This window comes from Arthrobacter sp. PvP103 (assembly GCF_017833075.1).
Classification (GTDB): domain Bacteria; phylum Actinomycetota; class Actinomycetes; order Actinomycetales; family Micrococcaceae; genus Arthrobacter.
Window position 1 is genome coordinate 2786924 of sequence record NZ_JAFIBQ010000001.1, and the last position, 24392, is coordinate 2811315.

The following is a 24392-nucleotide window of genomic DNA, read 5'->3' on the forward strand; positions in this document are numbered from 1 at the left end:
TGGGCAAGGACGAAGATGAACAAAGGCTTCGCTTTGAGGAGATGCTCCGGAATGCCGACCTCACCGTTGAGGAACTGTGGCTGAGGTATTTCAGCATTGGCGGCATTGCCGGCCAGTTTGAAATCGAGGCCTACACCCACGGTGCAATCGCGCTGCCGGCCCTGCAGCGGGACATATTGGCCCATGCACTGAACGAGCGGCTGGACGAGATCAATGCCCCGGAGGGCAGGGCGCCTTACAGCCGCGGGTCCGAGGACGCCGGCCGTCTGCACGACGACCGGACCCATGACGACCCGGAACGGCCGGAGGACGAATCAGGCCAGGACGACTGAATCGAAGGCCGTGCCCGGCAGCGGGGACTGCGGCGGGAGCGGCCGGCGCGGGCGCTCGGTGCGGATGGCATCCTCTACCAGTGCCACGGGGCGCCGCCACGCATCGGATCCGGGTTCCATGGTGTCCACGACGCCGATCAGCATGGCCAGCAGGCGGATCACGTCCGTCATGGAGATGTCAGTGCGCAGGGTGCCCTGGGCCTGGCCGCGGCCCAGCAGGACAGCCACCGACTCAAAGAGGCTGCCGGTGATTCCGGTCAGCAGCCCGCGGCGTCCGGCCACGGCTCCGAGCAGGTTGGCATCTTCGCTGGCCGCCGCCATCAGCGAGTCGATCACGCGGAACAGTCCGGCGGCGGCATCAGGGCCGGCCAGGGCGTCGTCGATAACGGGATCAACCATCAGGCGGAGCTGGCGGTTGAGTGCGGCAAGGACCAGTTGCTCCTTGTCCGCGAAGTTCCGGAACAGGGTTGCTGGTCCCACGCCGGCTGTCACGGCGATGGTCTGAAGCGGCACTTCCGGGCCGTACTCACGGAAGCACTTCCGGGCGGCGGTGATGATCTTGTCCACATTGCGCGCAGCATCCGCACGAAGGGGCTTGCGTTCCACTGCGAGGTTCATTTTTCAAGGTTAGCAACGCCGGCGCTGAGCGCCCGGGTTACTGATTGGTAGCGCCGAATGTACTCCTATATGACGTTCGCCGCTGTGGCAGACTGGGTCCATGTTGCTCGCATTCTCCGTTGCACCCTCCGGCCGGCCGGCCCGCATTGCCGGCGATTCGTCTGCCGACTCCACCGCTGATTCCACTGCGCTGGCAGACGCAGACGCTTCGGTGCACGACGCCGTCGCTGCCGCCGTCAAGGTTGTCCGTGACTCCGGCCTGCCGAACCACACGGATTCCATGTTCACCACCATCGAAGGTGAGTGGGACGAGGTGTTCGCCGTGGTCAAGGAGGCCACCGAGGCCGTGGGGCGCTTCGGCAGCCGCGTGTCCCTGGTCATCAAGGCGGACATCCGCCCCGGCTACTCCGGCGAGCTCACCGCCAAAGTGGAACGGCTGGAAACAGCCATCGCCGACGCGGGCTGATTTCCGCAGCTGATTTCCGCTGCCGTGTTCTGTTGACTGGTTCTTCCCTTCCGCAGGGCAGCGTCAACTGCCAGACTGGCCCCATGGTTGAGCACAGGCCCGAGCCCCGGTGGGTGGCGGTGGAAGAGTATCTAACGGACGTCGTGGTGCGCCCCGGCAGCCCGCTCAAGAGGGCCGTCACGTCCGCCGCCGATGCCGGCATGCCGCCTATCGAAGTGGCGCCCAACGCAGGCAAGCTGCTCAAGCTGCTGGTGCAGCTTTCCGGCGCCCGCCGCGTCCTGGAGATCGGTACGCTGGCCGGCTTCAGCACCATCTGGATGGCCCAGGGATTGCCGGACGACGGCGATCTCGTCACGTGTGAATACCTCCCCAAGCACGCCCGCGTGGCGCGCGCGAACGTGGACGCCGCCGGGCTGGGGCACAAGGTGGACATCCGGATTGGGGCCGCACTGGACATACTTCCGGGGCTGAAGGACGACGGCCGCGGACCCTTCGATTTTGTGTTCATCGATGCGGACAAGGAAAACAATCCGAAGTACCTGGACTGGGCCATCAGGCTGGGCCGGCCGGGCACCGCGATCGTGATGGACAACGTGGTGTGGGAGGGGGCGCTGCTCGATCCGTCCATGGACGGGGTTAACGCGCCTGGAATCATCAGCGCCTTGGAAATGATGGGTGGGGACCCGCGTCTGGACGGGACGGTCGTGCAGACCGTGGGCTCGAAGGGCTGGGACGGCTTTGCGCTGGCCGTGGTGCGCTGAGTGACCCCGGGCGGCGTCCGGCGGCCGCCAAACTGGCCGGACCCCGCCCAAATGCTAAGTATGCTTAGAATGAGCTAACGCGGGACGGCCCAGTCCCGCACCGCCTGCACCGGAGGAAGAAATGAAGGCCTCACCGACACTTGCCAGCAATCTGCAGATGGTCCTGACGGACCTGATCGAACTCCACGTCCAAGGCAAGCAGGCGCACTGGAACATTGTGGGAACAAACTTCCGCGACCTCCACCTGCAACTCGACGAAATTGTCACCAGCGTCCGGCTGTTCGCGGATGAAACCGCCGAGCGCATGCGCGCCCTGCACGCGCTGCCTGACGGCAGGAGCGCCACGGTGTCGGCCGACACCCGTCTGGACCCGTTCCCCGAGGGACTCACTGCCACCAAGGACGCCGTCAAACTGATCACCGCCCGGCTGGAGCGGACCGTGAAGACCATGCGGGACGTCCATGACGAGGTGGACGAGGAAGATCCCACCAGCGCCGACCTGCTTCACGCCGGGATTTCGCGACTGGAACAGCTGGCCTGGATGGTCAACGCCGAGACCATGACGGCGAAGGCCCCGGTCACAGTGCCGGACGAAGACTGAATGCAGCGGCAGGCGGAATGGATCCCGGCACGCAAGGTTCGGACCAGGAGTTGACGCGCGGAGGCAACGGTCAGTCAGAAGCGAGGGCCGTGCGGATCAGTTCGGCGCCGCAACGGCTGGGGGCGATGGCGCCGATGCTCGAGGCAGTGAGTCACGCAGCGGGAGATGTGCCGGCACTGCTGGCGCTGGCGCGTCAGATCGGGCGGACGGCGCCCCGCCCGGGTGAAGGCAGCACCGCGGAGCTGTGGGAACTGCTGGCGTCCGTGACTGCGGTCGACGTGGCCGCCGGCCGGGTGCTCGAACCGCACCTTGACGCCGTCGCCATCCTCGTCCAAGCCGGTTCCCAAGCCGGAGAGGCGGACCCGGCCGCAAGCAGGACTGTGGACGGGACGGCCGACGGAGCCTGGGGTGTGTTTGCCGCGGAGGGGCCGGGGCTGCGGCTCGAAGCCACCGCGGACGGCACCGGGGGATACGTCCTCAACGGTTCCAAGCCCTGGTGCTCGCTCGCTGCCCGGCTGGACGGCGCCGTGCTGACCGCCCACCTCGAAGGCGGCCGCGCCGCCTTCGCCGTCGACCTGCACTCGCCCGGGGTTTCCTGCGAGACCCCCCAGTGGACCAGCCGGGGCCTGCGCGAAATTCCCAGCGGCACCGTGCACTTTGACGGCGTCAGCGCCGTGCCGGTGGGCGGACCAGGCTGGTACTTCCAGCGCCCGGGCTTCGCCTGGGGCGGGATGGGCGTGGCGGCGTGCTGGTTCGGCGGAGCCGTTGCCGTGGCCCGCGATTTCCGCTCCGCGCTGGCCGCCGCCGCGGACAAGGGGCGTGAACCGGACCAGATCGCCCTGGCGCACCTGGGTGAAACAGACCGCATCATCGCCTCCCTGGCCGGCTACCTGGCCCGGACGGCGGCGCGGATCGACGCCGGTGAGCTGTCCGGCTCCGGCGCGTGGAGCGAGGCGCTGCGCATCCGCGGAACCGTTGCCACCGCCGTCGAACGCGTCCAGACGGTGGTGGCCCAGAACCTGGGCCCGGGCCCGCTGGCCTTCAACGAAGCGTACGGAAAGCGCATGGCTGACCTGTCGCTGTACATCCGGCAGCACCACGCAATGCGCGACGACGCCCAGCTTGGTGCCCTGACCCTGAAAGGGGACCGCTCATGGTGACCTTCTCGCACGCGGACACCGGCACCGCCGAGTCCGAATGGGAGGCCAGCGGCCTGTCCGTCCTCCCCGAGCTTCCCCTGGACCCGGGCGAACTCGCCGCCATGACCTTCATTGTGCTGGCGGCCCATCCGGACGATGAAACCCTGGGCGCCGGAGGGTTCCTGTCCCGCCTGCACGCCGCCGGCTCGGCTGTGGACGTGCTGCTTTGCACTGCCGGGGAGGCATCGCACCCGGACTCTCCGACCACGACGCCGGACCAGCTCGCCGCCGTCCGGCTCCATGAGTTCAGGGCCGCTGTGTCCGGGCTGGCCCCCGCAGCGTCCCGGCAATTCCTGCACTTCCGGGACGGCCACCTTGACGCCGACCGGGACCGCATCGCCGCCGCCGTTCGGGAAACGATCGATGCGTCCGGCCGCCCGGCGAACCAGGTGGTGATCGTGGCGCCCTACCGCTCCGACGGCCACACGGACCACGACGTCCTAGGCGCCGTGGCCGCCGAAGTGGCGGCGCAGGGCGGCCACGGGCTGCTGGAATACCCGGTCTGGTACTGGTTGTGGGCATCACCGGAGGACCGCGCCTGGCAGTCCTGGGTCCGTGTGCCGCTCACTCCGGACGAGCAGCGGGCGAAAGCCGCGGCCCTCCTCGCCCACTCCTCGCAGACACAACCGCTTTCCGACCAGCCCGGCGACGAGGCACTCCTTGCCGGTAGCTTCCTGGACCATTTCTCCCGCGCCTGGGAAACGTTCGCTTGGCACCGGCCCGCCGGCGGAACCAACAGCGCGGGCGGCGCCGAGCAGATCTTCGATGCCGTGCACAGCCGCAGCGCCGACCCCTGGAGCTACACCACCAGCTGGTACGAACGGCGGAAGCGGGCACTCACACTGGCCATCCTGCCCGAGGCCAACTACGGTTCGGGTCTGGAAATCGGCTGTTCCATCGGCACGCTCAGCGTGGAACTGGCGTCCCGCTGCCGGGAGTTCGTGGCGGTTGACGCCAGCAGCACCGCCCTGGCACAGGCTGCGGAGCGCCTCTCCGGCTATCCCTCCGCGCGGACCCTGCACCTCACTGTTCCGCAGCACTGGCCGGAAGGCCGCTTCGACCTTGTGGTGGTCTCGGAGACGGGGTACTACCTGACCGCGGAGGAGCTGGCGGAACTGTTCGCGCAGGTGGAAGGTTCGCTGAACCCCGGCGGGACCCTGGTGCTCTGCCATTGGCGCCACCCGGTATCCGGCTGGGAACTGGACGGGGATACCGTCCACGCACTGGCCAGGCAGCAACTCCGCTGGCCTACGGAAGGGCTGTACCGGGAGAAGGACTTCGTCCTGGAAGTCCTGGTTGCCCCGGACGGGGCCAGGGCCGGAGCCGCTGTACCGGAACCGCATCCTGCCAGCGGTCCGGACGCACCCTGAGATGGCCAGTGACCTGAGATGACCAGTGAGATGACGGAACGGGCAGGGGACTATCCTGCCGGGGAGGTCCGGTCCGGGCAGGGCATCGAGCGGGTGGTGGTGGTGATGCCGGCCCACAACGAGGACCAGCACCTTGACCGGGCGCTGGCGGCCCTCCGTGCCGCCGCCGACACGCTGCAATGTGAACGGCCCGGGGTGGATCTGGCCATCACCGTGGTCCTCGACAGCTGCACTGACCGGTCTGCGGACATCGCCTCCGGCTATGTTGCCGCCGATCCGCGGTTCGAGGCCGTGCAAGTCAGGCTGGGAAGCACCGGGGCGAGCCGGGCCGCCGGAGTCCTGGCTTCCGGAATCACCGCGGGGCTGCGGGCCGGACGCGTCTGGCTGGCGAATACCGACGCCGACTCCGCCGTCCCGCGGAATTGGCTGGTGCGCCAGGTTGAACTGGCCGATGCCGGTGCCGACGCCGTTCTGGGATCCGTGGAGCCGGACCCCGCCGGAACAGAGCCTGCGATCCTGCGCCGGTGGCTGGAGCGGCACCCGTTCAGGGAGGACCATCCGCACATCTACGGCGCCAACTTCGGTGTCCGTGCCTCTGCCTACCTCGCAGCCGGCGGCTTTCCCCGGATGCGCGTCCACGAAGACCGGATCCTTGTGGAAAACCTGCGTAGACAGGCTTACACGGTGCAGGCCACCGACACCATCCGGGTGCTGACGTCGGGCCGCACGCATGCCCGCGCACCCCAGGGGTTCGGCGCCTACCTCCGGGCGCTGGCAATGGACCTGCCAGTGCGGGACGTGCCCTCGCTGGAGCTGCACCGCGACAGTGGTGACCTTTGACCCTAGGAGCCTGACCTCTAGGGCCGCATCCTCGATCCATGGGGTTCCCCGTGAATGCCGTGGTTCCGCGTGTCCGGTGCTGCCCGTGATTGGCAGGCTGCGGCTGTGATTCCGGGTGCCGCATCCGGTGCCGGTGCGTTGCCGCTGACCGCCGGACTCAGCTCCGAGGAGGCTGCCCTCCGGCTGCGCAAGGTGGGACCCAACCGGCTGCCGCAGGCCCGCGCCGTCCCGGGATGGCGCAGGCTGCTGGCCGAAATGACACACTTCTTTGCCATCATGCTCTGGTGCGCAGCACTGCTGGCCTACATCGCGGGAATGCCACAGCTGGCCGTGGCGATCGTGGTGGTGGTGGTGGTGAACGGGGTGTTCGCCTACATCCAGCAGGAGCGGGCACAGCATGCCGCGTCCAAGCTCCGCGAGCTGCTGCCAGCCATGGTGTCGGTCCGCCGGGACAACCGCATCGTCAAAGTCCACACCACCGAACTGGTGCCGGACGACGCCGTGGTGCTGGTGGCCGGTGACCGGGTACCGGCGGATCTCCGGCTGGCGCTGGCCGCGGGGTGCTCCGTGGACGAGTCGATGCTCACCGGCGAAAGCGAACCATTGGCCAAGGCCCCGGGGGACACCGTGTTCGGCGGAACCTTCCTGGTCAACGGCGAGGCGGAGGGCATCGTCACGGTCACCGGCGGCGGCACCCGGCTCGCGGAAATCGCCGCCCTCACCGGCAAGGTAAAGGCGCCGCCCAGCCCGCTGGCGAGGGAGCTGCAACGGATCGTCCGCATCATCGCCGCTGTGGCACTGGGCATCGGCGGGCTATTCTTTGTACTTTCACTGCTGGTCGGCATTTCCTGGCGGGACGCGTTCCTGTTCGCGATCGGGGTGGCCGTGGCGCTCGTGCCCGAAGGCCTGCTGCCCACGGTCACACTGTCCCTGGCCGTCGGAGCACAGCGTATGGCACAGCGCAACGCCCTGGTTCGGAACCTGGAAGCGGTGGAAACCCTCGGCTCCACCACTTTCATTTGCACGGACAAAACCGGCACGCTGACCCAGAACAGGATGAACGCCGTCGAGGTCTGGACGCCGGAGGGCGTGCTCAGCGTCATCGGCGCAGGGTACGGGCCCGAGGCCGAGGTCACCGGGAGCGGGGCCGGGGAAGCCCGGCACCTCAGCACCGCGGCGCTGGCCGCCTCCGTGGGCCGCGCGGTGCTCCACGAGGGCAAATGGATTGCCGAGGGCGACCCCATGGAGGCCGCAATCCACGCGCTGGCCAGCCGGCTGGCAGGTCCCGGGCACGATCCCGGCGAGCCCGAAGTTTCGCACCGCTTTGCCTTTGATCCACGCAGGCTCCGCGAGTCCGCCATCGTGGGCACCACCCTGTATGTCAAGGGCGCCCCGGAGTCCGTGATTCCGCTGTGCGGCCTGGAAGGCGCCGACCGGGCCCGGCAGATGGTGGACCGGATGGCCTCCCACGGCCTGCGGGTCCTGGCCGTGGCGGAGCGGCCCCTGCCCGGCCTGCCCGGCGCCAGCTTCAAGCTGGAGTCGGTTGAGCAGGATCTGACACTCTTGGGCCTGATCGGCCTGCATGACCCGCCCCGGGCCGAGGTCCGCCTTGCACTCGAGGCCGCCCGCGACGCGGGCATCAAGGTGGCCATGGTCACCGGCGACCATGCCTTCACCGCCGCCGCCATCGCCCGGGAAACCGGGCTGATCGGATCACCCGAGCTGGTCCTGGAGGGACACACCCTGCCGGAGGACGACGCCGTGCTGACCGCCCTGCTGGACCGCGACGGTGTGGTGGTCAGCCGGGTCACGCCCGAACAGAAACTCCGGGTGGCGCGCCTGCTCCAGCGCAAGGGCCACGTGGTGGCGATGACCGGCGACGGCGTCAACGACGGCCCGGCCCTCCAGCAGGCAGACATCGGCGTAGCCATGGGGCTGAGCGGCACGGACGTAGCCCGTGAGGCGGCGGACCTCGTGCTCCTGGATGACGACTTTGCCACCATCATCGCCGCAGTGGAGCAGGGCCGCGCCACGTACGCGAATATCCGGCGGTTCCTGACTTACCACCTGACGGACAACGTCGCTGAGCTCACCCCGTTCGTTATTTGGGCGCTCTCCGGCGGCCGCTTCCCGCTGGCGCTGAGCGTGCTGCAAATCCTGGCCCTGGACATCGGCACCGACCTGCTCCCGGCGCTGGCCCTCGGCAGCGAGGCCCCCAGCAAGGGTGCGCTCAAACGGCCGCCGGAGCGGAGGCACCTGATGGACCGGGCCCTGATGTTCCGGGTGTTCGGGCTCCTGGGGCCGGTGGAAGCACTCTTCGAGATGACCGCGTACACCGCCGTGCTACTGGGTGCGGGGTGGCGCCCCGGCGCGGAACTGCCGGCGTCGGATGTGCTGATGGCCGCCTCGGGTGCCGCATTCACCACCGTGGTCCTGGCGCAGCTCGCCAACGCCTTCGCCTGCCGCAGCGCCTCGGCGCCGCCGTGGCGGCTGGGCTGGTTCAGCAACCGGCTGCTGCTCTGGGCCGTGCTGGCAGAGCTGGGACTGCTGGCTGTGTTCCTGTTCATCGGTCCCGTCGCCACACTGCTGGGCCACGCGCCGCCGTCGCCCGGGGGCCTGGCCGTGGCGCTCGCCGCCATGCCCGCCGTCATCGTCGCGGACTGGATCTACAAGATGGTCCGGGGCCGCCGGCCGGGCCCCGCCGCTCCTGCGCCGCCGCTGGTCCCGCCGGCCGGGCGGCCAGCCGGCCTGCCGGCCGTGCAGCGGCAGATGAGGTCCAAAGCCTCTGACCTGCGGGAGCCCGGCAAACGAGGATCAATCCATGGAGGAGCAAGCGGCGGGAGCAGCCATGGCTGAAAGCCACGTGGTGTGGTTCGACGAGATCGGGATGGAGCATGTGCCCCAGGTGGGCGGCAAGAATGCCTCACTGGGGGAGATGACGCGCTCGCTGAAGTCCCGCGGAGTACGGGTGCCGGACGGCTTCGCCACGACGGCGGCCGCCTACCGCACGTTCATCGGAGCCAACGGCATCGACGCCGCCATGCGCGCCCGGATCGCGGAGTACCGGGCCGGCAAGACGACGCTGCGGGCAACGGGCGAGGCCATCCGTGAGCTGTTCCTGGCCAGCGAATTCCCGGAAGACATCGCCGAGTCCATCCGCAGCCATTACCGCACCCTCGCCGAACGGGCGGGACTGGACCGGCTCTCGGTTGCCGTCCGCAGCAGCGCCACGGCAGAAGACCTGCCGGACGCCAGCTTCGCGGGACAGCAGGAGACGTTCCTGAACATTTCCGGTGAGCGCGAACTCCTGGACGCCTGCCGGCGCTGCTACGCATCCCTCTTCACGGACCGCGCCATCAGCTACCGCGAGGTCAAGGGATTCGAGCACCTTGACGTGGCACTATCCATCGGGGTGCAGCGGATGGTGAGGTCCGACGTCGGCGCCTCCGGTGTGATGTTTTCCATCGACACCGATTCGGGCTTCCCCCGCGCGGCCGTGATCAGCGCCGCCTGGGGGCTCGGCGAAACAGTGGTCCAAGGCAGTATCAACCCGGACAAGTACGTGGTGTTCAAACCGCTCCTGGCGGACAAGGGCCTGGCCCCGATCATCGAAAAGACCCTCGGTTCCAAGGCCCGGAAAATGGTCTACAGCCGCGGCGGCCACGCGCGGACCCGGACGGTGGACACGTCCGCGGAGGAGCGGAGCTCGTTCGTGCTGGACGACGCCGAAATCCTGGACCTGGCGCGTTGGGCGGTGACGGTGGAGGACCACTACGGCCGCCCCATGGACATGGAGTGGGCCCGCGACGGCGTCACCGGGGAGCTGTTCATGGTGCAGGCGCGGCCCGAAACCGTGCAGGCGCTCAAGAGCGGGACGCGCTTCACCATCCATCACCTCCGGGGCACGGGCAAAGTCCTGGCCTCCGGCGCGGCGATCGGCGATTCGATCGCGCAGGGCACGGCGTGCGTCATCCGGAGCACCCGGGACATCGACACCTTCCGCGACGGCGCCATCCTGGTCACGGAGATGACGGACCCGGACTGGGTCCCGGTGATGAAACGCGCCTCGGGGATCGTCACGGACCACGGCGGCACCACCAGCCATGCGGCCATCGTGAGCCGCGAACTGGGGGTTCCCGCCGTCGTCGGCACCGGAAACGGAACCAGCGTCCTGGGCGAGGACCAGGCGGTGACGCTCAGCTGCGCGGAAGGGGACCAGGGCAGGGTGTACGAGGGCACGGTCCCGTTCGATACCGAGGACGTGGACCTGGGCGCACTTCCCGCCACCCGCACCGCCGTGATGGTGAACATCGCCAGCCCGGGGGCCTCGTTCCAGTGGTGGCGGCTGCCGGCGGCGGGGGTGGGCCTGGCCCGGATGGAGTTCATCATCAGCAACCTGATCCGGGTCCATCCGATGGCGCTGGTCCATCCGGAGCGCGTCACGGACGCTGACGAGGCCCGCCAGATCAAGGAGCTGACCAGCGGCTACGCGGACCCGCGGGAGTACTTCGTGGAGGCGCTGGCGCTGGGCATCGCCAAAATCGCGGCGCCGTACCATCCGCATCCGGTGATCGTCAGGCTCAGCGACTTCAAGACCAACGAGTACGCACACCTGATCGGCGGCAGCTCCTTCGAACAGCCCGAAGAGAACCCCATGCTGGGATTCCGCGGCGCGTCCCGGTACTACGACGAGCGCTACCGGGAGGGTTTCGCGCTGGAATGTGCCGCCCTCAAACGGGTGCGGGAAACCATCGGCTTCGCAAACGTCATCGTGATGATCCCGTTCTGCCGCACGCCGGACGAAGCGGACCGCGTGCTGGCTGTCATGGCGGCGAACGGTCTGGTGCGCGGCGAAAACGGCCTGCAGGTGTACATGATGTGCGAGATCCCCTCCAACGTGGTCCTGGCTGAGAAGTTCGCCCCGAAGTTCGACGGCTTCTCGATCGGTTCCAACGACCTCACGCAGCTGGTCCTCGGCGTGGACCGGGATTCCGAGCAGCTGGCCGCCCTGTTCGACGAACGCGATGAGGCCGTCACTGCCATGATCAGCGAAGCCATCCGCAAGGCGCACGCCGCCGGAATCAAGATTGGAATCTGCGGCCAGGGGCCAAGCAACCACCCGGACTTCGCATCCTTCCTGGTGGGCGAGGGCATCGACTCCATCTCGCTCAACCCGGACAGCTACCTCAAGACCGTGCGGGTGATCGCGGACGTGGAGGCATCGGCCTGATCTTTCGGCGGTGCTCCGTGCCGGCCCGGGCTCAGCGCGCGCAGCGCATTGAGGATGGTGGCCAGGTCCACGAGTTCCTGCGACAGGGCGCCGGCGATGGCCGGCACGTAGCCCGCCGCCGCGGCCACCATGAGCCCCACGCTCAGCACGATGCCGATCCAGATGCTTTCCATAGCCACCCGGACAGTGCGCTGCCCGATCCGCACCGCCTGCGCCGCCTTGGACAGGTCGTCAAGGATGATCACGACGTCGGCAGACTCGCCCGCCGCGGTGGAACCGCGCGCGCCCATGGCGATTCCAACGTCGGCCACGGCCAGGACGGGGGCGTCGTTGACGCCGTCGCCCACCATCATCACGGGACGGAGCGGAAGGGACCTAACCGCGTCCACCTTGTCCGGCGGCAGGCACTCGGCACGGACGTCCGTAAGGCCCACTTCGGCGGCGATGTGTTGGGCCGTCGCCAGGGCGTCGCCGGTCAGCATCACCGTTTCGGTGACCCCCAGCGCGGACAGCTCGGCCAGGGTCCGCCGGGCCTCGGCGCGCAGCGGATCGCTCATGACCAGGGCCCCGACGTACACCCCGCCGATGCCCACGTAGATGGCCAGCTGGCCGCTGACCAGTTCCGTTTCCACCACGCCGGGCGCATATTCGGCCACGAAGGAGGGCTTGCCCACAACTACTTCCCGCCCGTCGAACACTGCCCGCACCCCGTGCGTGGCCTGTTCCAGCGCCTCACTGGCGGTCTCGAACCGGAGGTCGCGTGAGGTGGCGGCCTCCATCACGGACGCGGCCAGGACGTGGGAGGAGTACTGTTCCGCGGAGCCCGCGAGCCGTAGCAATTCGTCCTGGTCCATGGAGTCGGCCGTCACGATGGCCACCAGCGAGGGCCTGCCGTAGGTGAGGGTTCCGGTCTTGTCGAAGGCGGCGGTCCGGACCTTGCCGAGCTGCTCCAGGACCCCGGCGTACTTGACGATGATGCCGGACTTGGCCGCCTGGCTCATGCCGCCGAGGAACGCCACGGGGGCAGCGATGAGCAGCGGGCAGGGAGTGGCCACCACCAGCACTTCGGCGAACCGGGTGGGGCTGCCGCTGACGATCCAGGCTATGGCTCCCAGCGCATAGGCGAACGCCGTGAAGGGGATGGCGTAGCGGTCGGCCAGGCGCACCATGGGGGCGCGGCTCTCCGACGCCTCCTTCACGAGTTCCACGATCCGGCTGTACTGCGAATCCTCCATGACGGCGGTGACGCGCATGCGGACGGCCGCCTCACCGTTGACGGAACCGCTCATGATGCCCTCGCCCGCGGCGCGCTCCACCGGCATGCTTTCACCGGTGAGCGACGATTCGTCGAACGTGCCGGCGTCGGAAAGCAGCACACCGTCCAGCGGAACCACCTCGCCGGGCTTGACCAGCAGGATGTCTCCCACCCGGACGTCGGTGGCCGCGACGTCCTCGTGGGCGCCGTTTTCGGCGCCGCCGTTGGTGGCCGTGCCGTTGCTGGCAGCGCCGTTCCGCTCCCGGTGGGCTGTCTGCGGGACGCGCGCCAGCAGCGCACTGAGTTCGCTCTTCGCCCTCCCGGCCGCATAGTCCTCAAGGGCCGTGCCGCCAGCCATCATGAGCACGATAATCATGGAAGCAATGAACTCGCCCACCAGCACCGTGCTGACTATCGCCGTCACGGCCAGGATGTCGATGCCCCAGTGCCCTTGGCGCAGCCGCCGGAGCATCCCGACGGACAAGTACGCAGCCACCGCGAGGGCATAGCCGCTGGCGGCAAAGCGGGCAATGACCGGTTGGCCCGATGCCAGCAGGACGGCGACAGCAAGCAGCGCCAGCACCGTGCCCGCAACGAGCGGATACCGGAGCACAAGTTTCACAGCTAAGTCCCGCCTTTGTCTGGTTGGCTGGCACGCCAGGGCACTCCGGCCCGGGCACACCTATGGGTAACACTCCATTGAACCCGGGCTGCGGGGGTAGGGGAATAGGTCCTTGAAGCACAGTGGGGTCATGCCCGGCAGGCCCTTCAGCCCTAGGCGCGGACGAGCCCTGGCTGTCATGGTTGAACATGGCCGGCCAACCTCCGCTTGAACCTCCGCTTGAACCTCCGCTTGATCCGCGCCGTCGCCGGCTGGCGGCGGGGGCCCTGGTGGCGGCTGCTGTCATCGCCGCGGTTGTGCTGGCCGTGATCCTGGCCGGCGCGCCGCGGGGCACGGACCCGCAAAGCGGTCCTCCGCCCGAAAGCGGGGCATCCTCCAGTTCAGCCACTGCGCCGCCCTCGACGCCGGCCACCGCTGTTCCAGGGGTCCCGGGGTCGTCGGAGCCCCCGCCGTCACCGGCGCCCGAAACTCCGGGCGAATCGACCGCCCCGGCACCTGTTGCGCCCGGCCCCACGCCACCGCCGGAGACGCTGCCCGTTCCCCAGCCACCTCCGCCGGCCGCCCCGTTTCCTGCCGGACTGGCCGGGCAGGACGTGGAGCTGGTACCCGGCGCAGGCCCGTCCGTTGCCTTGACGTTCGACGCGGGCGCCAACTCGGCCGGCCTGCCGTCAATCCTGCAGACCCTGGAGAGTGCCGGAGTCCGTGGGACGTTCTTCCTGACGGGGGCATGGGCCGCGGCCAATCCCGCCGGGGTGGCTGCCATCGTGGCCGGCGGCCACCGGGTGGGCAACCACTCCCAGACCCACCCCGACTTCACCGGACTGCCGGACGCGGGGATCGTAGACCAGGTCCGCGCGGCGGAGCAGTCAATAGTGGCCGCCGGAGCGGACCCCCGTCCCTTGTTCAGGTTTCCGTTCGGTGCCCGTGACACGCGCACCATCGCTGCTGTGAACAACCTGGGCTACGTGCCCGTGCGCTGGTCCGTGGACACCCTCGGCTGGAAAGGGACCAGCGGCGGCATCACGGCACAGCTTGTGGCGGACCGCGCGCTGTCCGCCCTGCAGCCGGGCGAAATCGTCCTGATGCACATCGGCTCGAACCCGGACGACGGCTCCACCCTGGACGCCGATGCCCTGCCGCAGATGATCGAAAGGATGCGCCAGGCCGGCTACGGCTTCGTCACGCTGGACAGCCTGCTTGCAGGGTAGCCGGCAGGACAGCCAGCGGGCCGCCGGCCGGGAAACCGGCCCGGCCGCCAGCCGGGAAGCCAGCGGGCCGCCAGCCCGGCCGCCAGCCGGGAAGCCGGCCCGAAAACGGGCACAATGTCACTGGGCAGGCAAAGCCAATGCTGGTAGGACTGAGCCATGACTGAGTCGCCAACCGCCGCCGCCGCGCTGGCCCCGGTTGACGCCGTGGTTTTCGATCTTGACGGTGTCGTCACGGACACAGCGGACCTCCACGCGGCGGCATGGAAGGAATTGTTCGACGACGTCCTCCAGGACCCCCGGATTCCGCCGACCGCACGGCGCGATCCTTTCACGGATGCCGACTACCTGCGCTATGTGGACGGCCGCACCCGGGAGGACGGAGCGGCGTCGTTCCTGCACTCGCGAGGGGTGGATCTGCCGGCTGGCGGGCCCGCGGACGGCCCCGCGGAGTGGACGGCGGTGGGGCTGGGGGCGCGCAAGAACGGGATCTTCGAAAGGCTACTGAGGCTCCGGAGCGTCCCTGTTTTCCCCGGAACACTGGCGCTGCTCGAACGCCTCAAGGCCGGGAAGGTCCCGGTGGCTCTCGCTACCGCCAGCCGGAATGCCCGCGCGGTGCTGGCATCCGCCGGCCTCGAAGACGGTTTCGACGTCGTTGTCGACGGGAACACCGCGGCGCAGCTGGGACTGGCCGGCAAGCCGGACCCTGCGCTGTTCCTCCACGCCATCGGCGAACTCGGGGTGGCACCGGAACGGGCGGTGGTCATCGAGGATGCCGTGGCCGGCGTGGCAGCGGGCCGGCGCGGCGGCTTCGGGCTGGTGGTGGGGATCGACCGGGCCGGACAGCGGGCCGAGCTGGAAGCCGCGGGCGCCGATTTCGTCCTGGACGACGTCAGTGAACTGGACCTTGGCCTGGTCATCGCGGATCCCTGGCAGCTGGTCTATGAGGGATTCGACCCCGCCCACGAGGGCCACCGGGAGGCCCTGACCACCCTGGGCAACGGCTACATGGCAACCCGGGGGGCGGCCCCCGAACACCGCAAGGACGACGTGCACTACCCGGGAACCTACCTGGCCGGCGTCTACAACCGGCTCACCAGCGTGATCCAGGGGCAGGAGACCGAGGACGAGCACATGGTGAACATGCCGGACTGGCTGCCGCTGGACCTGTGCGTGGAGGGCGGAAAATGGTGGTCCGAAGGTGGACTGCGGCTCCGCAGCGAGCGGCGCACGCTGGACCTGAAGCGAGCGCTGCTGACGCGGGAAGCTGTGCTGGAGGACGACGCCGGGAGGCAGCTTGATGTGGTCCAGCGCCGGCTGGTCTCCATGGCAGAACCGCACCTCGCCGCCCTCGAGATGACGGTGACAGCCGTCGGCTGGGGTGGCCAGGTGAGTATCCGTAGTGGCTGCGACACGGACATCACCAACTCGAACGTGGCGGTGGAAGCGCTCCTGTCCAACCGGCACCTGACAGATGTGACGGTTTCGGGGGCCGATGACGGGCCCGGAGCCGCCACCCAGGTTGTCCTCGTCCAGACCATCCAGAGCAGGATCGGGGTGGCGGTGGCCATCCGGACAGACGTCCCGGCCAGCCTGCATCCGGCCAGGCCCGAGGAGCTGGGAGGACTGTTCGTGCACCGCTTTGACGTGGAGCTGCGGGACGGCGAGCCGGCAACTGCCACCAAGACCGTGGCCGTGGCGACCTCCCGCGACCACGCCATTTCCTCGCCCCGGACAGCGGCCGTTGATGTCCTCAACCGCTCCGGGGGAGGTTTCGAGGTGCTGCTGGCCAGCCACGAGGCGGCGTGGCGGGGACTGCTCACTCCCTTCATCATCGAGGTCGATGACTCCACCGAGTCACAGCTGATCCTGAACCTGCATGTCTTCCACCTGCTCCAGACCATTTCGGCGCACACGGCGGAGCTGGACGCCGGTGTCCCCGCCCGCGGCCTGCACGGCGAGGGCTACCGGGGCCACATTTTCTGGGACGAACTGTTTGTCCTTCCGCTCCTGACATCCCGGCTTCCGGCCGTGACGCGGGCCCTCCTTGACTACCGGTGGCGGCGGCTGGGAACGGCCCGGGATGCGGCCAGGGCGGCCGGCTTCGCAGGTGCCATGATTCCGTGGCAAAGCGGGAGCGACGGCAGGGAGGAGACACCCCGGCTCCTGTTCAACACCCGTTCCGGCCGGTGGGTGCCGGACTACTCCCACCTGCAGCGCCACTCCGGGCTGACGGTCGCGTACAACGCCTGGCAGTATTTCGAAGCGACCCAGGACCGCGCCTGGCTGACCCACCACGGTGCGGAGATCATCGTGGAGGTTGCCCGCCTTTTCGCGTCGATGGCGGAGTACGATCCCGCCGCAGACAGGTTCCATATCCGCGCGGTGGTGGGTCCGGACGAGTACCACACGGGCTACCCGGACAACCCCGGCGGCGGCCTGGATGACAACGCCTACACCAATGTCATGGCGGCCTGGGTATGCGACCAGGCGGTATGGATCATGAGTTCCGTGCGGGGCTTCGACATGGACGACTTCCGGGAAAGGCTGCGGGTCACGGACAACGAAATTGACGGCTGGGCGCGGCTCGGGCGCAGGGTGTTTGTTCCCTTCCACGCCGACGGCATCATGAGCCAATTCGCCGGGTATGAGAATCTCAAGGAGTTGGACTGGGAGCACTACCGCCGCACCTACCGGAACGTCCAGCGGCTGGACCTCATCCTCGAAGCCGAGGGCAGCAGCACCAACCACTACCGGCTCGCCAAACAGGCGGACGCCCTGATGCTGCTCTACGTCCTCGGCGAAGACCAGCTCACCACCTTCCTGGACCGGCTCGGGTACACGGTGACGGCGGAGCAGATCGCGAGGACCGTCGACTTCTACCTTGCCCGGACGGCGCACGGGTCAACGTTGAGCAGGGTGGCGCACGCCTCCGTCCTGGCGCAGCTTGATCCGGAACGGGCGTGGGACACGTTCCGCGAAGCCCTCGACGCGGACCTTGACGACACCCAGGGCGGCACCACCCGGGCGGGCATCCACCTCGGCGCCATGGCCGGTTCCATCGACGTCATCCAGCGCAGCTTCGCCGGCCTGCGCATTACGAGGGACGCCCTGGATTTCTCCCCCCGCCTGCCCGCGGAACTCGGCAGGGTTACTTTCAATGTGCGCTACCGGGACCAGCTGCTGGCGGTGCACCTGGAGAAAGGCCGCCTGCTGGTTTCCGCGGACCCGGGCGACGCTTCGCCGGTGCTGGTCCGGCTTGGGACCCAACACGTCCTGCTGCATGCCGGGCAGGACCACGAATTCCGGCTGGCCACCTGATCCGGGCACGGAATCTCCGAGACCGGTCACCCGTTGGCGCCTAGTCCATGTGCAGTACGGCGGCCCCGGTAATGCGGTCCGCGGCGAGGTCCTGCAGGGCCCGCGCGGCATCTTCCATCCGGTAAGGGACGGTGGTGGGACGAAGCGGGATTTCCGCGGCGACGCGAAGGAATTCCTCGCCGTCGGCCCTGGTATTGGCGGTGACGCTGCGCAGCTGCCGTTCCTGGAACAGTTCCGATCCGTAGTGCAGCGGCGGGATGTCGCTCAGGTGGATTCCGGCCACCGCCAGCGTGCCTCCGCGGTCCAGGGCGCGCAGCGCCTGCGGCACCAGCCACCCCACCGGTGCAAAAAGGATGGCCGCATCCAGCGGCACGGGGGGTTCGTCGTCGGCGTCACCGGCGAAAGCCGCTCCGAGCTCCAAGGCGAGGCGCCGGGCTTCCTCCGAGCGGGTCATGACGTACACGCTGGCTCCGCGGTGCATGGCCACCTGTGCGGCCAGGTGGGCGGAGCCGCCGAAACCGTAGATGCCGAGGCGGCCGCCGTCCGGAACCTGGGCGCGGGCCAGGGCCCGGTAGCCGATGATGCCCGCGCACAGCAGGGGTGCGGCCTGCTCGTCCGGAAAAACGTCCGGTATCCGGTAGGCGTAGTCCTCATTGACCGTCACGCGGTCCGCGTAACCGCCGTCCCGGTCCCAGCCCGTGAAGGTGGGCGACAGGCACAGGTTCTCCTGGTCGCGGAGGCAGAAACGGCAGTGTCCGCAGGTGCCGCCCAGCCAGGCCACACCCACGCGTTCCCCGATCCGGAACCTGGTGGCGCCTTCGCCAAGGTCAACCACTTCACCCACCACTTCATGGCCGGGAATCACGCCGGTCCTGCGCGGCGGGAGATCGCCTTCGGCAAGGTGGAGGTCGGTGCGGCACACTCCGCACACCCGAACAGACAGCAGGACCTCGCCCGGCCCGGGGCTTGGGTCGGGGCGGTCACCGAACACCAGGGGATGCCCCGCCACGGGACCCGGTTTGCCAACCCACCAAGCACGCACGGCACACTTCCTGTCCGATTATTCCGCCACGGCTCTCACCGCGTGATCAGCACGTTGCACAGTGCCCGCTCCAACGCCGAAGACACAGTGCTCCCCGGATGTCCCTCGCGGTGATGCGCACCCAGGACCAGGACGTCGGCCTGCGCCGCGGCGGCCAGGAGGTCCTTTGCTACCGGGTGGCTCTCCAGCAGGATGCCCTCCACCGGGACGTCGGGGGCAAGGCTCCGGGCCAGTTCCACGGCCTGGTCCAGCAGCTCCTTGCCGTGGAGCGGTGCATGCCGCCCGTGTTGTGCCTGGTGCTCGTCCCCGGCCACATGGATCAGCTGCAGCGGGACGTTCAAGCCGGCCGCCATGCGGGCCGCCTCCGCCACCACCTTCGTGTGCCGCGGTTTTTCGTCTATTCCGGCCGCTATTGGCTGTCCGGGACGGCCCGGGTAGCGGACCACCATGAGGGGACAGGGGGAGTGGACGGCCAGGTCGAGGCAGGCGGAACCTACCAGCTGGCCCAGGAACCGGCCCATGCCGCGGTGGCCCACGGCGAGCACGCCCGCGCCTTCCGCCGCAAAGCGGAGGACCTGGGCGGGGAGCCCGGGCTCAATAACGCCGTCGATGACCACCGTGGCCTTCAGTCCGGCCGTAACCGAGCGGGCCAGGTCCAGGCCTTCCTGGAGGGTGGCCTCGGCGGCATGCCTCAGCCCGCTGCCTTCAACGCCTTTGACCGGACCAAGATTCTTGGTGAAGACGGGCCATACCCACGCGTGGACGATCTTCAATGTCCGGTTCGTGGCGGCGGCGTGCCCGGCGGCCCATCGGACGGCCAGCTGGGACGGTTCGGATCCGTCATAGCCCACCGCGACCGGTCCGCCCGGATTCCGTGCTGGAGCCGGCATGGAACCTCCCCTCATAGACGGGGGCGGCGCAATGTCCACCCGGGCGCAATGTCCACCCAGTAGAGACCGGGCATGCGGTTTGCGCTAGGGGCTTTGGTCCTGTTCGCGGTCCCGGCGCTCGCGCTCGTGGCGTTCACGCAGGTCGCGTCCCCGCCGGATGTCCTCTTCCTCCCGGACCTGCAGCTTGTCGCTCTGCTTGGTGTCCCGCGGCGGCAGCTGGATGGTTTCTTCTGCCTCGATGCCGGCCTGGAGCTGGCGGCCGCGCTCCATCTCGGCGTCGAACTCGGCCCCGAACAGCAGGGACATGTTCAGGATCCACAGCCACAGCAGCGCGATGATCACACCGCCGATGGCGCCGTAGGTCTTGTTGTAGCTGTTGAAGTTGGCAACGTAGAAGCCGAATGCCAGGGACGCCAGCAGGAAGACCACGAGGGCTATGGCCGATCCCATGCTCATCCAGCGGAATTTCGGCTGCTTGACGTTGGGGGTGGCGTAGAACAGGACGGCAATCGCCGCGATGACCAGCACCAGCATCACCGGCCATTTGGCGATGTTCCAGACGGCCAGGAAGGCGTCGCCGAGGCCGATCACGTTCCCGACGGACTCCGCCACCGGACCGCTGAGCACGAGCATCGCGGCCAGCACGACGACGATCAGCAGGTTAACGACAGTGACGCCGAGCATGGTGCCCCGGAGCTTGAGGAACGGTCTGCCCTCGTCGACCTCGTACACCCGGTTCATGGCGCGGCCGAAGGCGCCTACGTAGCCCGACGCGGACCACAGTGCGGTGAGGAGTCCAATGACCAGCGTGAAGCCGGCCGCCGGGGAGCTTGACAGGTCTTCAACCAAGGGGCGGATCGTGTTTACGGTGTCACCCGGTGCTATGCCCTGCACGATGTCGAGAAGCCCGGACGTCGTCTTCTGGGCGTCGCCGAAAATACCGAGCAGGGAGACCAGTGCCAACAATGCCGGGAAGATTGAGAGGACCGAATAGTAAGTCAGTGCGGCAGCGAGGTCCGGGCACTGGTCTTTGGTGAACTCCCGGAAGGTCTTCTTCGCGATGTACTTCCACGACGGCTTGCTGACATCGGCGGGACTGTCCGGTTTGCGGGAATCATCCGGCGCAGGCGCAGTGCGGGCTTTGGCAGTGCTGCTCTCTTGCGTTTCAGCGTCGGGGCGGGCTGCGGTGCCGTTCTCGGTGGCAGGGTTCTTAGCCATTGGAATCTTCTTTCGTGGTAAAGCGCAGCGGCCGGCTGCCCACCGCGTCAGCGAGGGCAACCGGCCGTCTTCCGGGGCGGGCTACACCTGTTGGACGTTGTCCTTGGCGTCTGCGGCGCGGTACTTCACGTCGTCCACTGCACCCTGGCCTTCGGCCTTGACGTGGTCCGTCGCTTCCATGGCGGTTGCCTTGACATTCTCCATGGCATCCTGTGCCGGGGCCTTCAGGCCCTGGGCAACGTCCTTGGCAGCTTCGGTCAGCTCCGTGGTGAGCGGCTCGGCCTTCGTCTTGAGGGCATCGGCGGCCTCGCGCTCCTTCTCGCTCGCCGGGATCAGCGAGGAGAACAGCATCCCGGCGCCGAAGGCGATCAGGCCTGCAGCGAGCGGGTTGCCCTGCGTCTTGGCGCGGACCTGGCGGGGAGTGTCCCCGATGGCCGTACCGGCGTCCGAAAGGTGGGCTCCCGCACTGCCGGTGCCGGAATGCACCCGGTCAGTGGCGTGCTCAGCTGTTCCCATGACTTTCTCCTTTACTCCGAACACGGCGTCCTTAACCTTGTCCGTCTGCCGGTGGACGATGTTCGACGGGGTGACTTTGTCCGCCACGGCGTCGACATTGGTGCCGAGCCGCGCGCGGGTTGCTTCGATGTCGGCGCGGATGGCGTCCGGGTTTTCACTCATCGTGTGTACCTCGAGCTCTCTTTGTGCCTGGGTCTAGTGGCTGGGTTTAAGGGTGGGAGGTATTTCCTGGAGCGTCTCCGCTGTCTGCGGCATGCCCTTGATCGCGTTCAGCTGCTTACGGCCAACGGATGCCAGGACGGCGGCGACGATGCCCCAGATCACGGCGAGGACGACGGCGGACCAGCCAAGTCCCATGACCGTTCCCAGCGCCCACCAGAGGGCCAGGGAGAGGAACAGGAGGACAAAGTGGCCTGCCACTCCGGCCCCGGCCAACATCCCGCCGCCTTTTCCGGCCCGGGAAGCCGACTGCTTCAGTTCGGCCTTGGCAAGTTCCACCTCCTGGCGCATCAGCGTGGAGATGTCCCGCGTCACGTCGCCGAGCAGGTCACCGAGGGAGGTGTTATCCGCTTTGATGTGCGCCGCCTCGGGAGTGGTTTCCGGAAATTGACTGCTCATCGCTGCCCTCCGCGCAGGGGGTCGTCACGGTACGGATCGTCGGCGAGGGGGTCGGTGGCCAGCGGGTCCTTAGCCAGCGGGTCTGCGGCCCACTGGTCGTGCCCGGTTCCCTCGTCCGCCAGCGGGTTGGGCGGGTACGTGTCCTCCGAATAGCTGTCGGCGCCGGTCCGCTCGTCGGTATAGGCGCTGGTGCCGGCATAGCTGCCGGCGCCTGCTCCGGCGACGGACAGGCCGGCCGTGTTGGCATCGGGGGCCGGCAGCTGCACCGGCGGCGGGGGAACTGCTGTCCCGGTGTCGGGAACGTAGCCGGGCACGCTGGAAATCGGAGCCCGTGAGGTGCCGCCGCTGAGCGTAGCGCCTGTCGAGTCCGGTGCCCCGGCACTGAGGCTGCGCGTCAGCCTGCCGGCGAGGATTCCGGCTCCGGCCGCCAGCATCAGGAATGTTCCCGGGCGCTGCCGGGCGAATGTCTTCACTTCGTCGAGCAAGGATCCGGGATCCCGGCCTTCCAGCCATGACGCCACAGAGGCGGACCGGTCCGCCGCCTGGCGGATCAGGTCAGTGGCCACGCCGGGCTGATCGGAGGCGTCAGCCATGGTGCGGAGCTCGCCGGAAATCGAGTGGAGGCCCTTGGCCACCTTCTGCTGCTGGGTACCGGCCTGGTCCGTCAGGTCCGTCCTCGCCTGGTGGAACAGATCCCTGGCGTTTGCTTTGACCTCACCGGCGACATTGGCTGCCTCGGCTTTAGCTGTTTCCGCTACGTGCTGGGCGGAGTCTGTCGCCTGATGGGCAACGTCCCCGGCCTCGTGCTTGGCCGTCTCCGTCTTCGACGTGCCTTGCGGTGCCGCGTAGGAGGTGTCATAGGCGGCGTCGGTTTCCGGCGTCGCCGGGACGGCCGTTTGCTCTGCGACCCCAGGGGTGCCGTAGCTACCGTCCTGTGGCCATCGGTTCTCTGTCATCTTCGCACTCTCTTTCCAAGAAGGTCGGCTGCTGATCAAGAACCAGCAATAACTGGCTACTAAATAGTAAGCATGATTACTATCAGATAGTAAGTACCCTTGGTGTATTAGTTTTTTTGGCCCGGAATTTTCCGGCCGGAGGAAATTTCGGGTGGCAGTTGAAGCCCCCTGCCGGTCAACTAGGGTTGAAGCATGAGCAATGCGGTGGCCGGCTAGATGGCACGTAAGGGCCGGTCTGCCGGCAGGAACGCTGAACGTTCGACGCCGGGAGTAGTGGAAGTGCCCAAGGGAACCCGCCCAAACGGTCCGGTTGAGGGCGTGTACTACATCGACACCGGGGACTGCGAGCTGATCGCGGACCAGGACAATTCGAACGGCTGGCTCCTGCGCATCAACGGCGTCATGAGCTCGCACATCGACCTGGCGGATCCGCTCTTCCTTGATTTTGAATACATGCGGTGGATGTCCGCGCTGGTCGAATCCCGGTGGCCCCGGGAGGGCAGGCCGAAGCTGCGGGCGCTCCACCTGGGCGGAGGTGCGTGCTCGCTGGCGCGCTACTTCCATGCCGCGTACCCGGAAGCCCGCCAGGTGGTAGTGGAGCTGGACGGAAAGCTGGCGGAGTACGTCCGAGGCTGGTTCGACCTGCCCAAGGCCCCGCTGCTGCGGCTGCGTGTGGGCGAAGCGCGTGAGGTCACCGAGTCGCTCACGCCCCAGACCCGCGACGTGGTCATCCGCGATGTGTTTGCCGGGGCGCTCACTCCACGGCCGCTGACCACGGCCGAGTTCAACGAGCATGCCAGGCGGGTGCTGGCCCCGGGCGGGATCTACGTGGTGAATTCCGGGGACGCTCCTGACCTGAAGAACGCCCGCGAGGACGCCGCCACCATCGCAGCCGTCTTTGAGCACACCCTGATCATCGCCGACCCCGCCATGCTCAAGGGGCGCCGGTACGGCAACATGGTGATGGCCGGCAGCGACCAGCCGTTCGACGACGACCCCCGGCTGGCCCGCAGGCTCCTGGGCGGCGGCGTCCCGGCCCACATCTGGGATGACGCCAAGGTACGTGCTTTTGCCGCCGGCGCAGCCGTCCGCCACGATCCGGCACCGCATTCGCCCGGCGCGCCGGACTAGCAGCCGGGCTCGCATTAGGACATCCGGCCCGTTCCCGCAACAAACGCGCAAGGCCGGTGCAACAAAGGGCGCGGCAAGCGCAAAGTTGCCTCAAGAATCGGCTTTCGGGGCTATTTTTTGCTTTTGGGCCCTACGGGCGTTGTAAGTTTGTGGAAGCTCTCCGCTTTCCCCCAAGACCGGAGGGCAGGAAGCCTCCGCGCT

Annotated in this window: 20 protein-coding genes; 12 read left to right on the forward strand and 8 right to left on the reverse strand. The window is 68.3% G+C overall.

Annotation, left to right across the window (positions count from 1 at the left end; translation table 11 throughout):
• Window positions 1-41: 41 nt before the first annotated feature.
• Window positions 42-332 carry a hypothetical protein gene (locus JOE41_RS12860; RefSeq protein ID WP_209752565.1) on the forward strand — a complete coding sequence of 97 codons (291 nt, stop codon included), beginning with the start codon at window positions 42-44 and terminating at the stop codon, window positions 330-332.
• Here the strand turns inward: JOE41_RS12860 and JOE41_RS12865 are convergent.
• Entirely contained in the window at window positions 315-950 is a 636-nt protein-coding gene (locus tag JOE41_RS12865) for a TetR/AcrR family transcriptional regulator (RefSeq protein ID WP_209752566.1), read from the reverse strand. The two genes, JOE41_RS12860 and JOE41_RS12865, sit on opposite strands and share 18 nt — an antisense overlap.
• A gap of 100 nt (window positions 951-1050) precedes the next feature.
• Between JOE41_RS12865 and JOE41_RS12870 the strand changes: the two genes are divergently transcribed.
• The 8 genes from JOE41_RS12870 (at window position 1051) to ppsA (ending at window position 11417) form a co-directional block, all read left to right on the forward strand.
• Entirely contained in the window at window positions 1051-1416 is a 366-nt protein-coding gene (locus tag JOE41_RS12870; RefSeq protein ID WP_043429257.1) for a thiamine-binding protein, read from the forward strand.
• Window positions 1417-1499: 83 nt separating this feature from the next.
• Window positions 1500-2177: an O-methyltransferase gene (locus tag JOE41_RS12875; protein WP_209752567.1), complete on the forward strand. Its 678-nt coding sequence runs from the start codon at window positions 1500-1502 to the stop codon at window positions 2175-2177.
• A 121-nt stretch (window positions 2178-2298) separates the two neighbouring features.
• The gene (locus JOE41_RS12880; RefSeq protein ID WP_209752568.1) at window positions 2299-2778 is read left to right on the forward strand and encodes a Dps family protein; all 480 of its coding nucleotides are present in this window, start codon (window positions 2299-2301) and stop codon (window positions 2776-2778) included.
• 125 nt (window positions 2779-2903) lie between these two features.
• Window positions 2904-3938, forward strand: a complete 1035-nt coding sequence (locus tag JOE41_RS12885; RefSeq protein WP_209753630.1) for an acyl-CoA dehydrogenase family protein — start codon at window positions 2904-2906, stop codon at window positions 3936-3938.
• A complete protein-coding gene (locus JOE41_RS12890; RefSeq protein ID WP_209752569.1) occupies window positions 3932-5347 on the forward strand; it encodes a bifunctional PIG-L family deacetylase/class I SAM-dependent methyltransferase in 1416 nt (471 codons plus the stop codon). The genes JOE41_RS12885 and JOE41_RS12890 overlap by 7 nt, the downstream gene beginning before the upstream one ends.
• A gap of 18 nt (window positions 5348-5365) precedes the next feature.
• Window positions 5366-6187 carry a glycosyltransferase family 2 protein gene (locus JOE41_RS12895; protein WP_011690208.1) on the forward strand — a complete coding sequence of 274 codons (822 nt, stop codon included), beginning with the start codon at window positions 5366-5368 and terminating at the stop codon, window positions 6185-6187.
• Between the two features lie 54 nt (window positions 6188-6241).
• Window positions 6242-9043, forward strand: a complete 2802-nt coding sequence (locus JOE41_RS12900; protein WP_209752570.1) for a cation-transporting P-type ATPase — start codon at window positions 6242-6244, stop codon at window positions 9041-9043.
• Window positions 9036-11417 carry a phosphoenolpyruvate synthase gene (gene ppsA, locus JOE41_RS12905; RefSeq protein ID WP_209753631.1) on the forward strand — a complete coding sequence of 794 codons (2382 nt, stop codon included), beginning with the start codon at window positions 9036-9038 and terminating at the stop codon, window positions 11415-11417. Before JOE41_RS12900 ends, ppsA begins: the two co-directional genes overlap by 8 nt.
• Here the strand turns inward: ppsA and JOE41_RS12910 are convergent.
• Window positions 11369-13294 carry a heavy metal translocating P-type ATPase gene (locus JOE41_RS12910; RefSeq protein WP_307800699.1) on the reverse strand — a complete coding sequence of 642 codons (1926 nt, stop codon included), beginning with the start codon at window positions 13292-13294 and terminating at the stop codon, window positions 11369-11371. The genes ppsA and JOE41_RS12910 overlap by 49 nt on opposite strands.
• Window positions 13295-13482: 188 nt before the next feature.
• Between JOE41_RS12910 and JOE41_RS12915 the strand changes: the two genes are divergently transcribed.
• Both JOE41_RS12915 and JOE41_RS12920 read left to right on the forward strand, forming a co-directional pair.
• Window positions 13483-14502, forward strand: coding sequence for a polysaccharide deacetylase family protein (locus JOE41_RS12915; protein ID WP_209752572.1), 1020 nt, complete (start codon window positions 13483-13485; stop codon window positions 14500-14502).
• 156 nt (window positions 14503-14658) lie between these two features.
• Entirely contained in the window at window positions 14659-17820 is a 3162-nt protein-coding gene (locus tag JOE41_RS12920; protein ID WP_209752573.1) for a beta-phosphoglucomutase family hydrolase, read from the forward strand.
• A 40-nt stretch (window positions 17821-17860) separates the two neighbouring features.
• Here the strand turns inward: JOE41_RS12920 and JOE41_RS12925 are convergent, their stop codons facing one another.
• From JOE41_RS12925 to JOE41_RS12950, 6 genes are all read right to left on the reverse strand, one after another.
• Window positions 17861-18862 (reverse strand): zinc-dependent alcohol dehydrogenase family protein, encoded by a 1002-nt coding sequence (locus tag JOE41_RS12925; RefSeq protein ID WP_209752574.1) that lies wholly within the window; start codon window positions 18860-18862, stop codon window positions 17861-17863.
• 35 nt (window positions 18863-18897) lie between these two features.
• Entirely contained in the window at window positions 18898-19752 is an 855-nt protein-coding gene (locus tag JOE41_RS12930) for a universal stress protein (RefSeq protein ID WP_209752575.1), read from the reverse strand.
• Window positions 19753-19836: 84 nt separating this feature from the next.
• Window positions 19837-20970: a YihY/virulence factor BrkB family protein gene (locus tag JOE41_RS12935; protein WP_209752576.1), complete on the reverse strand. Its 1134-nt coding sequence runs from the start codon at window positions 20968-20970 to the stop codon at window positions 19837-19839.
• An 81-nt stretch (window positions 20971-21051) separates the two neighbouring features.
• Complete coding sequence (locus JOE41_RS12940; protein ID WP_011690217.1) at window positions 21052-21648, reverse strand: DUF3618 domain-containing protein; 597 nt, start codon at window positions 21646-21648, stop codon at window positions 21052-21054.
• 33 nt (window positions 21649-21681) lie between these two features.
• Complete coding sequence (locus JOE41_RS12945) at window positions 21682-22104, reverse strand: phage holin family protein (protein WP_209752577.1); 423 nt, start codon at window positions 22102-22104, stop codon at window positions 21682-21684.
• The gene (locus JOE41_RS12950; protein ID WP_209752578.1) at window positions 22101-23060 is read right to left on the reverse strand and encodes a hypothetical protein; all 960 of its coding nucleotides are present in this window, start codon (window positions 23058-23060) and stop codon (window positions 22101-22103) included. The genes JOE41_RS12945 and JOE41_RS12950 overlap by 4 nt, the downstream gene beginning before the upstream one ends.
• 216 nt (window positions 23061-23276) lie before the next feature.
• Here JOE41_RS12950 and JOE41_RS12955 point away from each other — a divergent pair, with 216 nt between their 5' ends.
• Entirely contained in the window at window positions 23277-24191 is a 915-nt protein-coding gene (locus tag JOE41_RS12955) for a spermidine synthase (RefSeq protein WP_209752579.1), read from the forward strand.
• The last annotated feature ends 201 nt before the right edge of the window (window positions 24192-24392 follow it).

Excerpts from the sequence above, each read along its gene's own strand:
- JOE41_RS12860 (WP_209752565.1), top strand. The coding sequence starts at position 42 with ATGCTCCGGAATGCCGACCTCACCGTTGAGGAACTGTGGCTGAGGTAT.
- JOE41_RS12865 (WP_209752566.1), bottom strand. The coding sequence starts at position 950 with ATGAACCTCGCAGTGGAACGCAAGCCCCTTCGTGCGGATGCTGCGCGC.
- JOE41_RS12870 (WP_043429257.1), top strand. The coding sequence starts at position 1,051 with ATGTTGCTCGCATTCTCCGTTGCACCCTCCGGCCGGCCGGCCCGCATT.
- JOE41_RS12875 (WP_209752567.1), top strand. The coding sequence starts at position 1,500 with ATGGTTGAGCACAGGCCCGAGCCCCGGTGGGTGGCGGTGGAAGAGTAT.
- JOE41_RS12880 (WP_209752568.1), top strand. The coding sequence starts at position 2,299 with ATGAAGGCCTCACCGACACTTGCCAGCAATCTGCAGATGGTCCTGACG.
- JOE41_RS12885 (WP_209753630.1), top strand. The coding sequence starts at position 2,904 with ATGGCGCCGATGCTCGAGGCAGTGAGTCACGCAGCGGGAGATGTGCCG.
- JOE41_RS12890 (WP_209752569.1), top strand. The coding sequence starts at position 3,932 with ATGGTGACCTTCTCGCACGCGGACACCGGCACCGCCGAGTCCGAATGG.
- JOE41_RS12895 (WP_011690208.1), top strand. The coding sequence starts at position 5,366 with ATGACCAGTGAGATGACGGAACGGGCAGGGGACTATCCTGCCGGGGAG.
- JOE41_RS12900 (WP_209752570.1), top strand. The coding sequence starts at position 6,242 with ATGCCGTGGTTCCGCGTGTCCGGTGCTGCCCGTGATTGGCAGGCTGCG.
- ppsA (WP_209753631.1), top strand. The coding sequence starts at position 9,036 with ATGGCTGAAAGCCACGTGGTGTGGTTCGACGAGATCGGGATGGAGCAT.
- JOE41_RS12915 (WP_209752572.1), top strand. The coding sequence starts at position 13,483 with ATGGCCGGCCAACCTCCGCTTGAACCTCCGCTTGAACCTCCGCTTGAT.
- JOE41_RS12920 (WP_209752573.1), top strand. The coding sequence starts at position 14,659 with ATGACTGAGTCGCCAACCGCCGCCGCCGCGCTGGCCCCGGTTGACGCC.
- JOE41_RS12930 (WP_209752575.1), bottom strand. The coding sequence starts at position 19,752 with ATGCCGGCTCCAGCACGGAATCCGGGCGGACCGGTCGCGGTGGGCTAT.
- JOE41_RS12935 (WP_209752576.1), bottom strand. The coding sequence starts at position 20,970 with ATGGCTAAGAACCCTGCCACCGAGAACGGCACCGCAGCCCGCCCCGAC.
- JOE41_RS12940 (WP_011690217.1), bottom strand. The coding sequence starts at position 21,648 with ATGAGTGAAAACCCGGACGCCATCCGCGCCGACATCGAAGCAACCCGC.
- JOE41_RS12945 (WP_209752577.1), bottom strand. The coding sequence starts at position 22,104 with ATGAGCAGTCAATTTCCGGAAACCACTCCCGAGGCGGCGCACATCAAA.
- JOE41_RS12950 (WP_209752578.1), bottom strand. The coding sequence starts at position 23,060 with ATGACAGAGAACCGATGGCCACAGGACGGTAGCTACGGCACCCCTGGG.
- JOE41_RS12955 (WP_209752579.1), top strand. The coding sequence starts at position 23,277 with ATGGCACGTAAGGGCCGGTCTGCCGGCAGGAACGCTGAACGTTCGACG.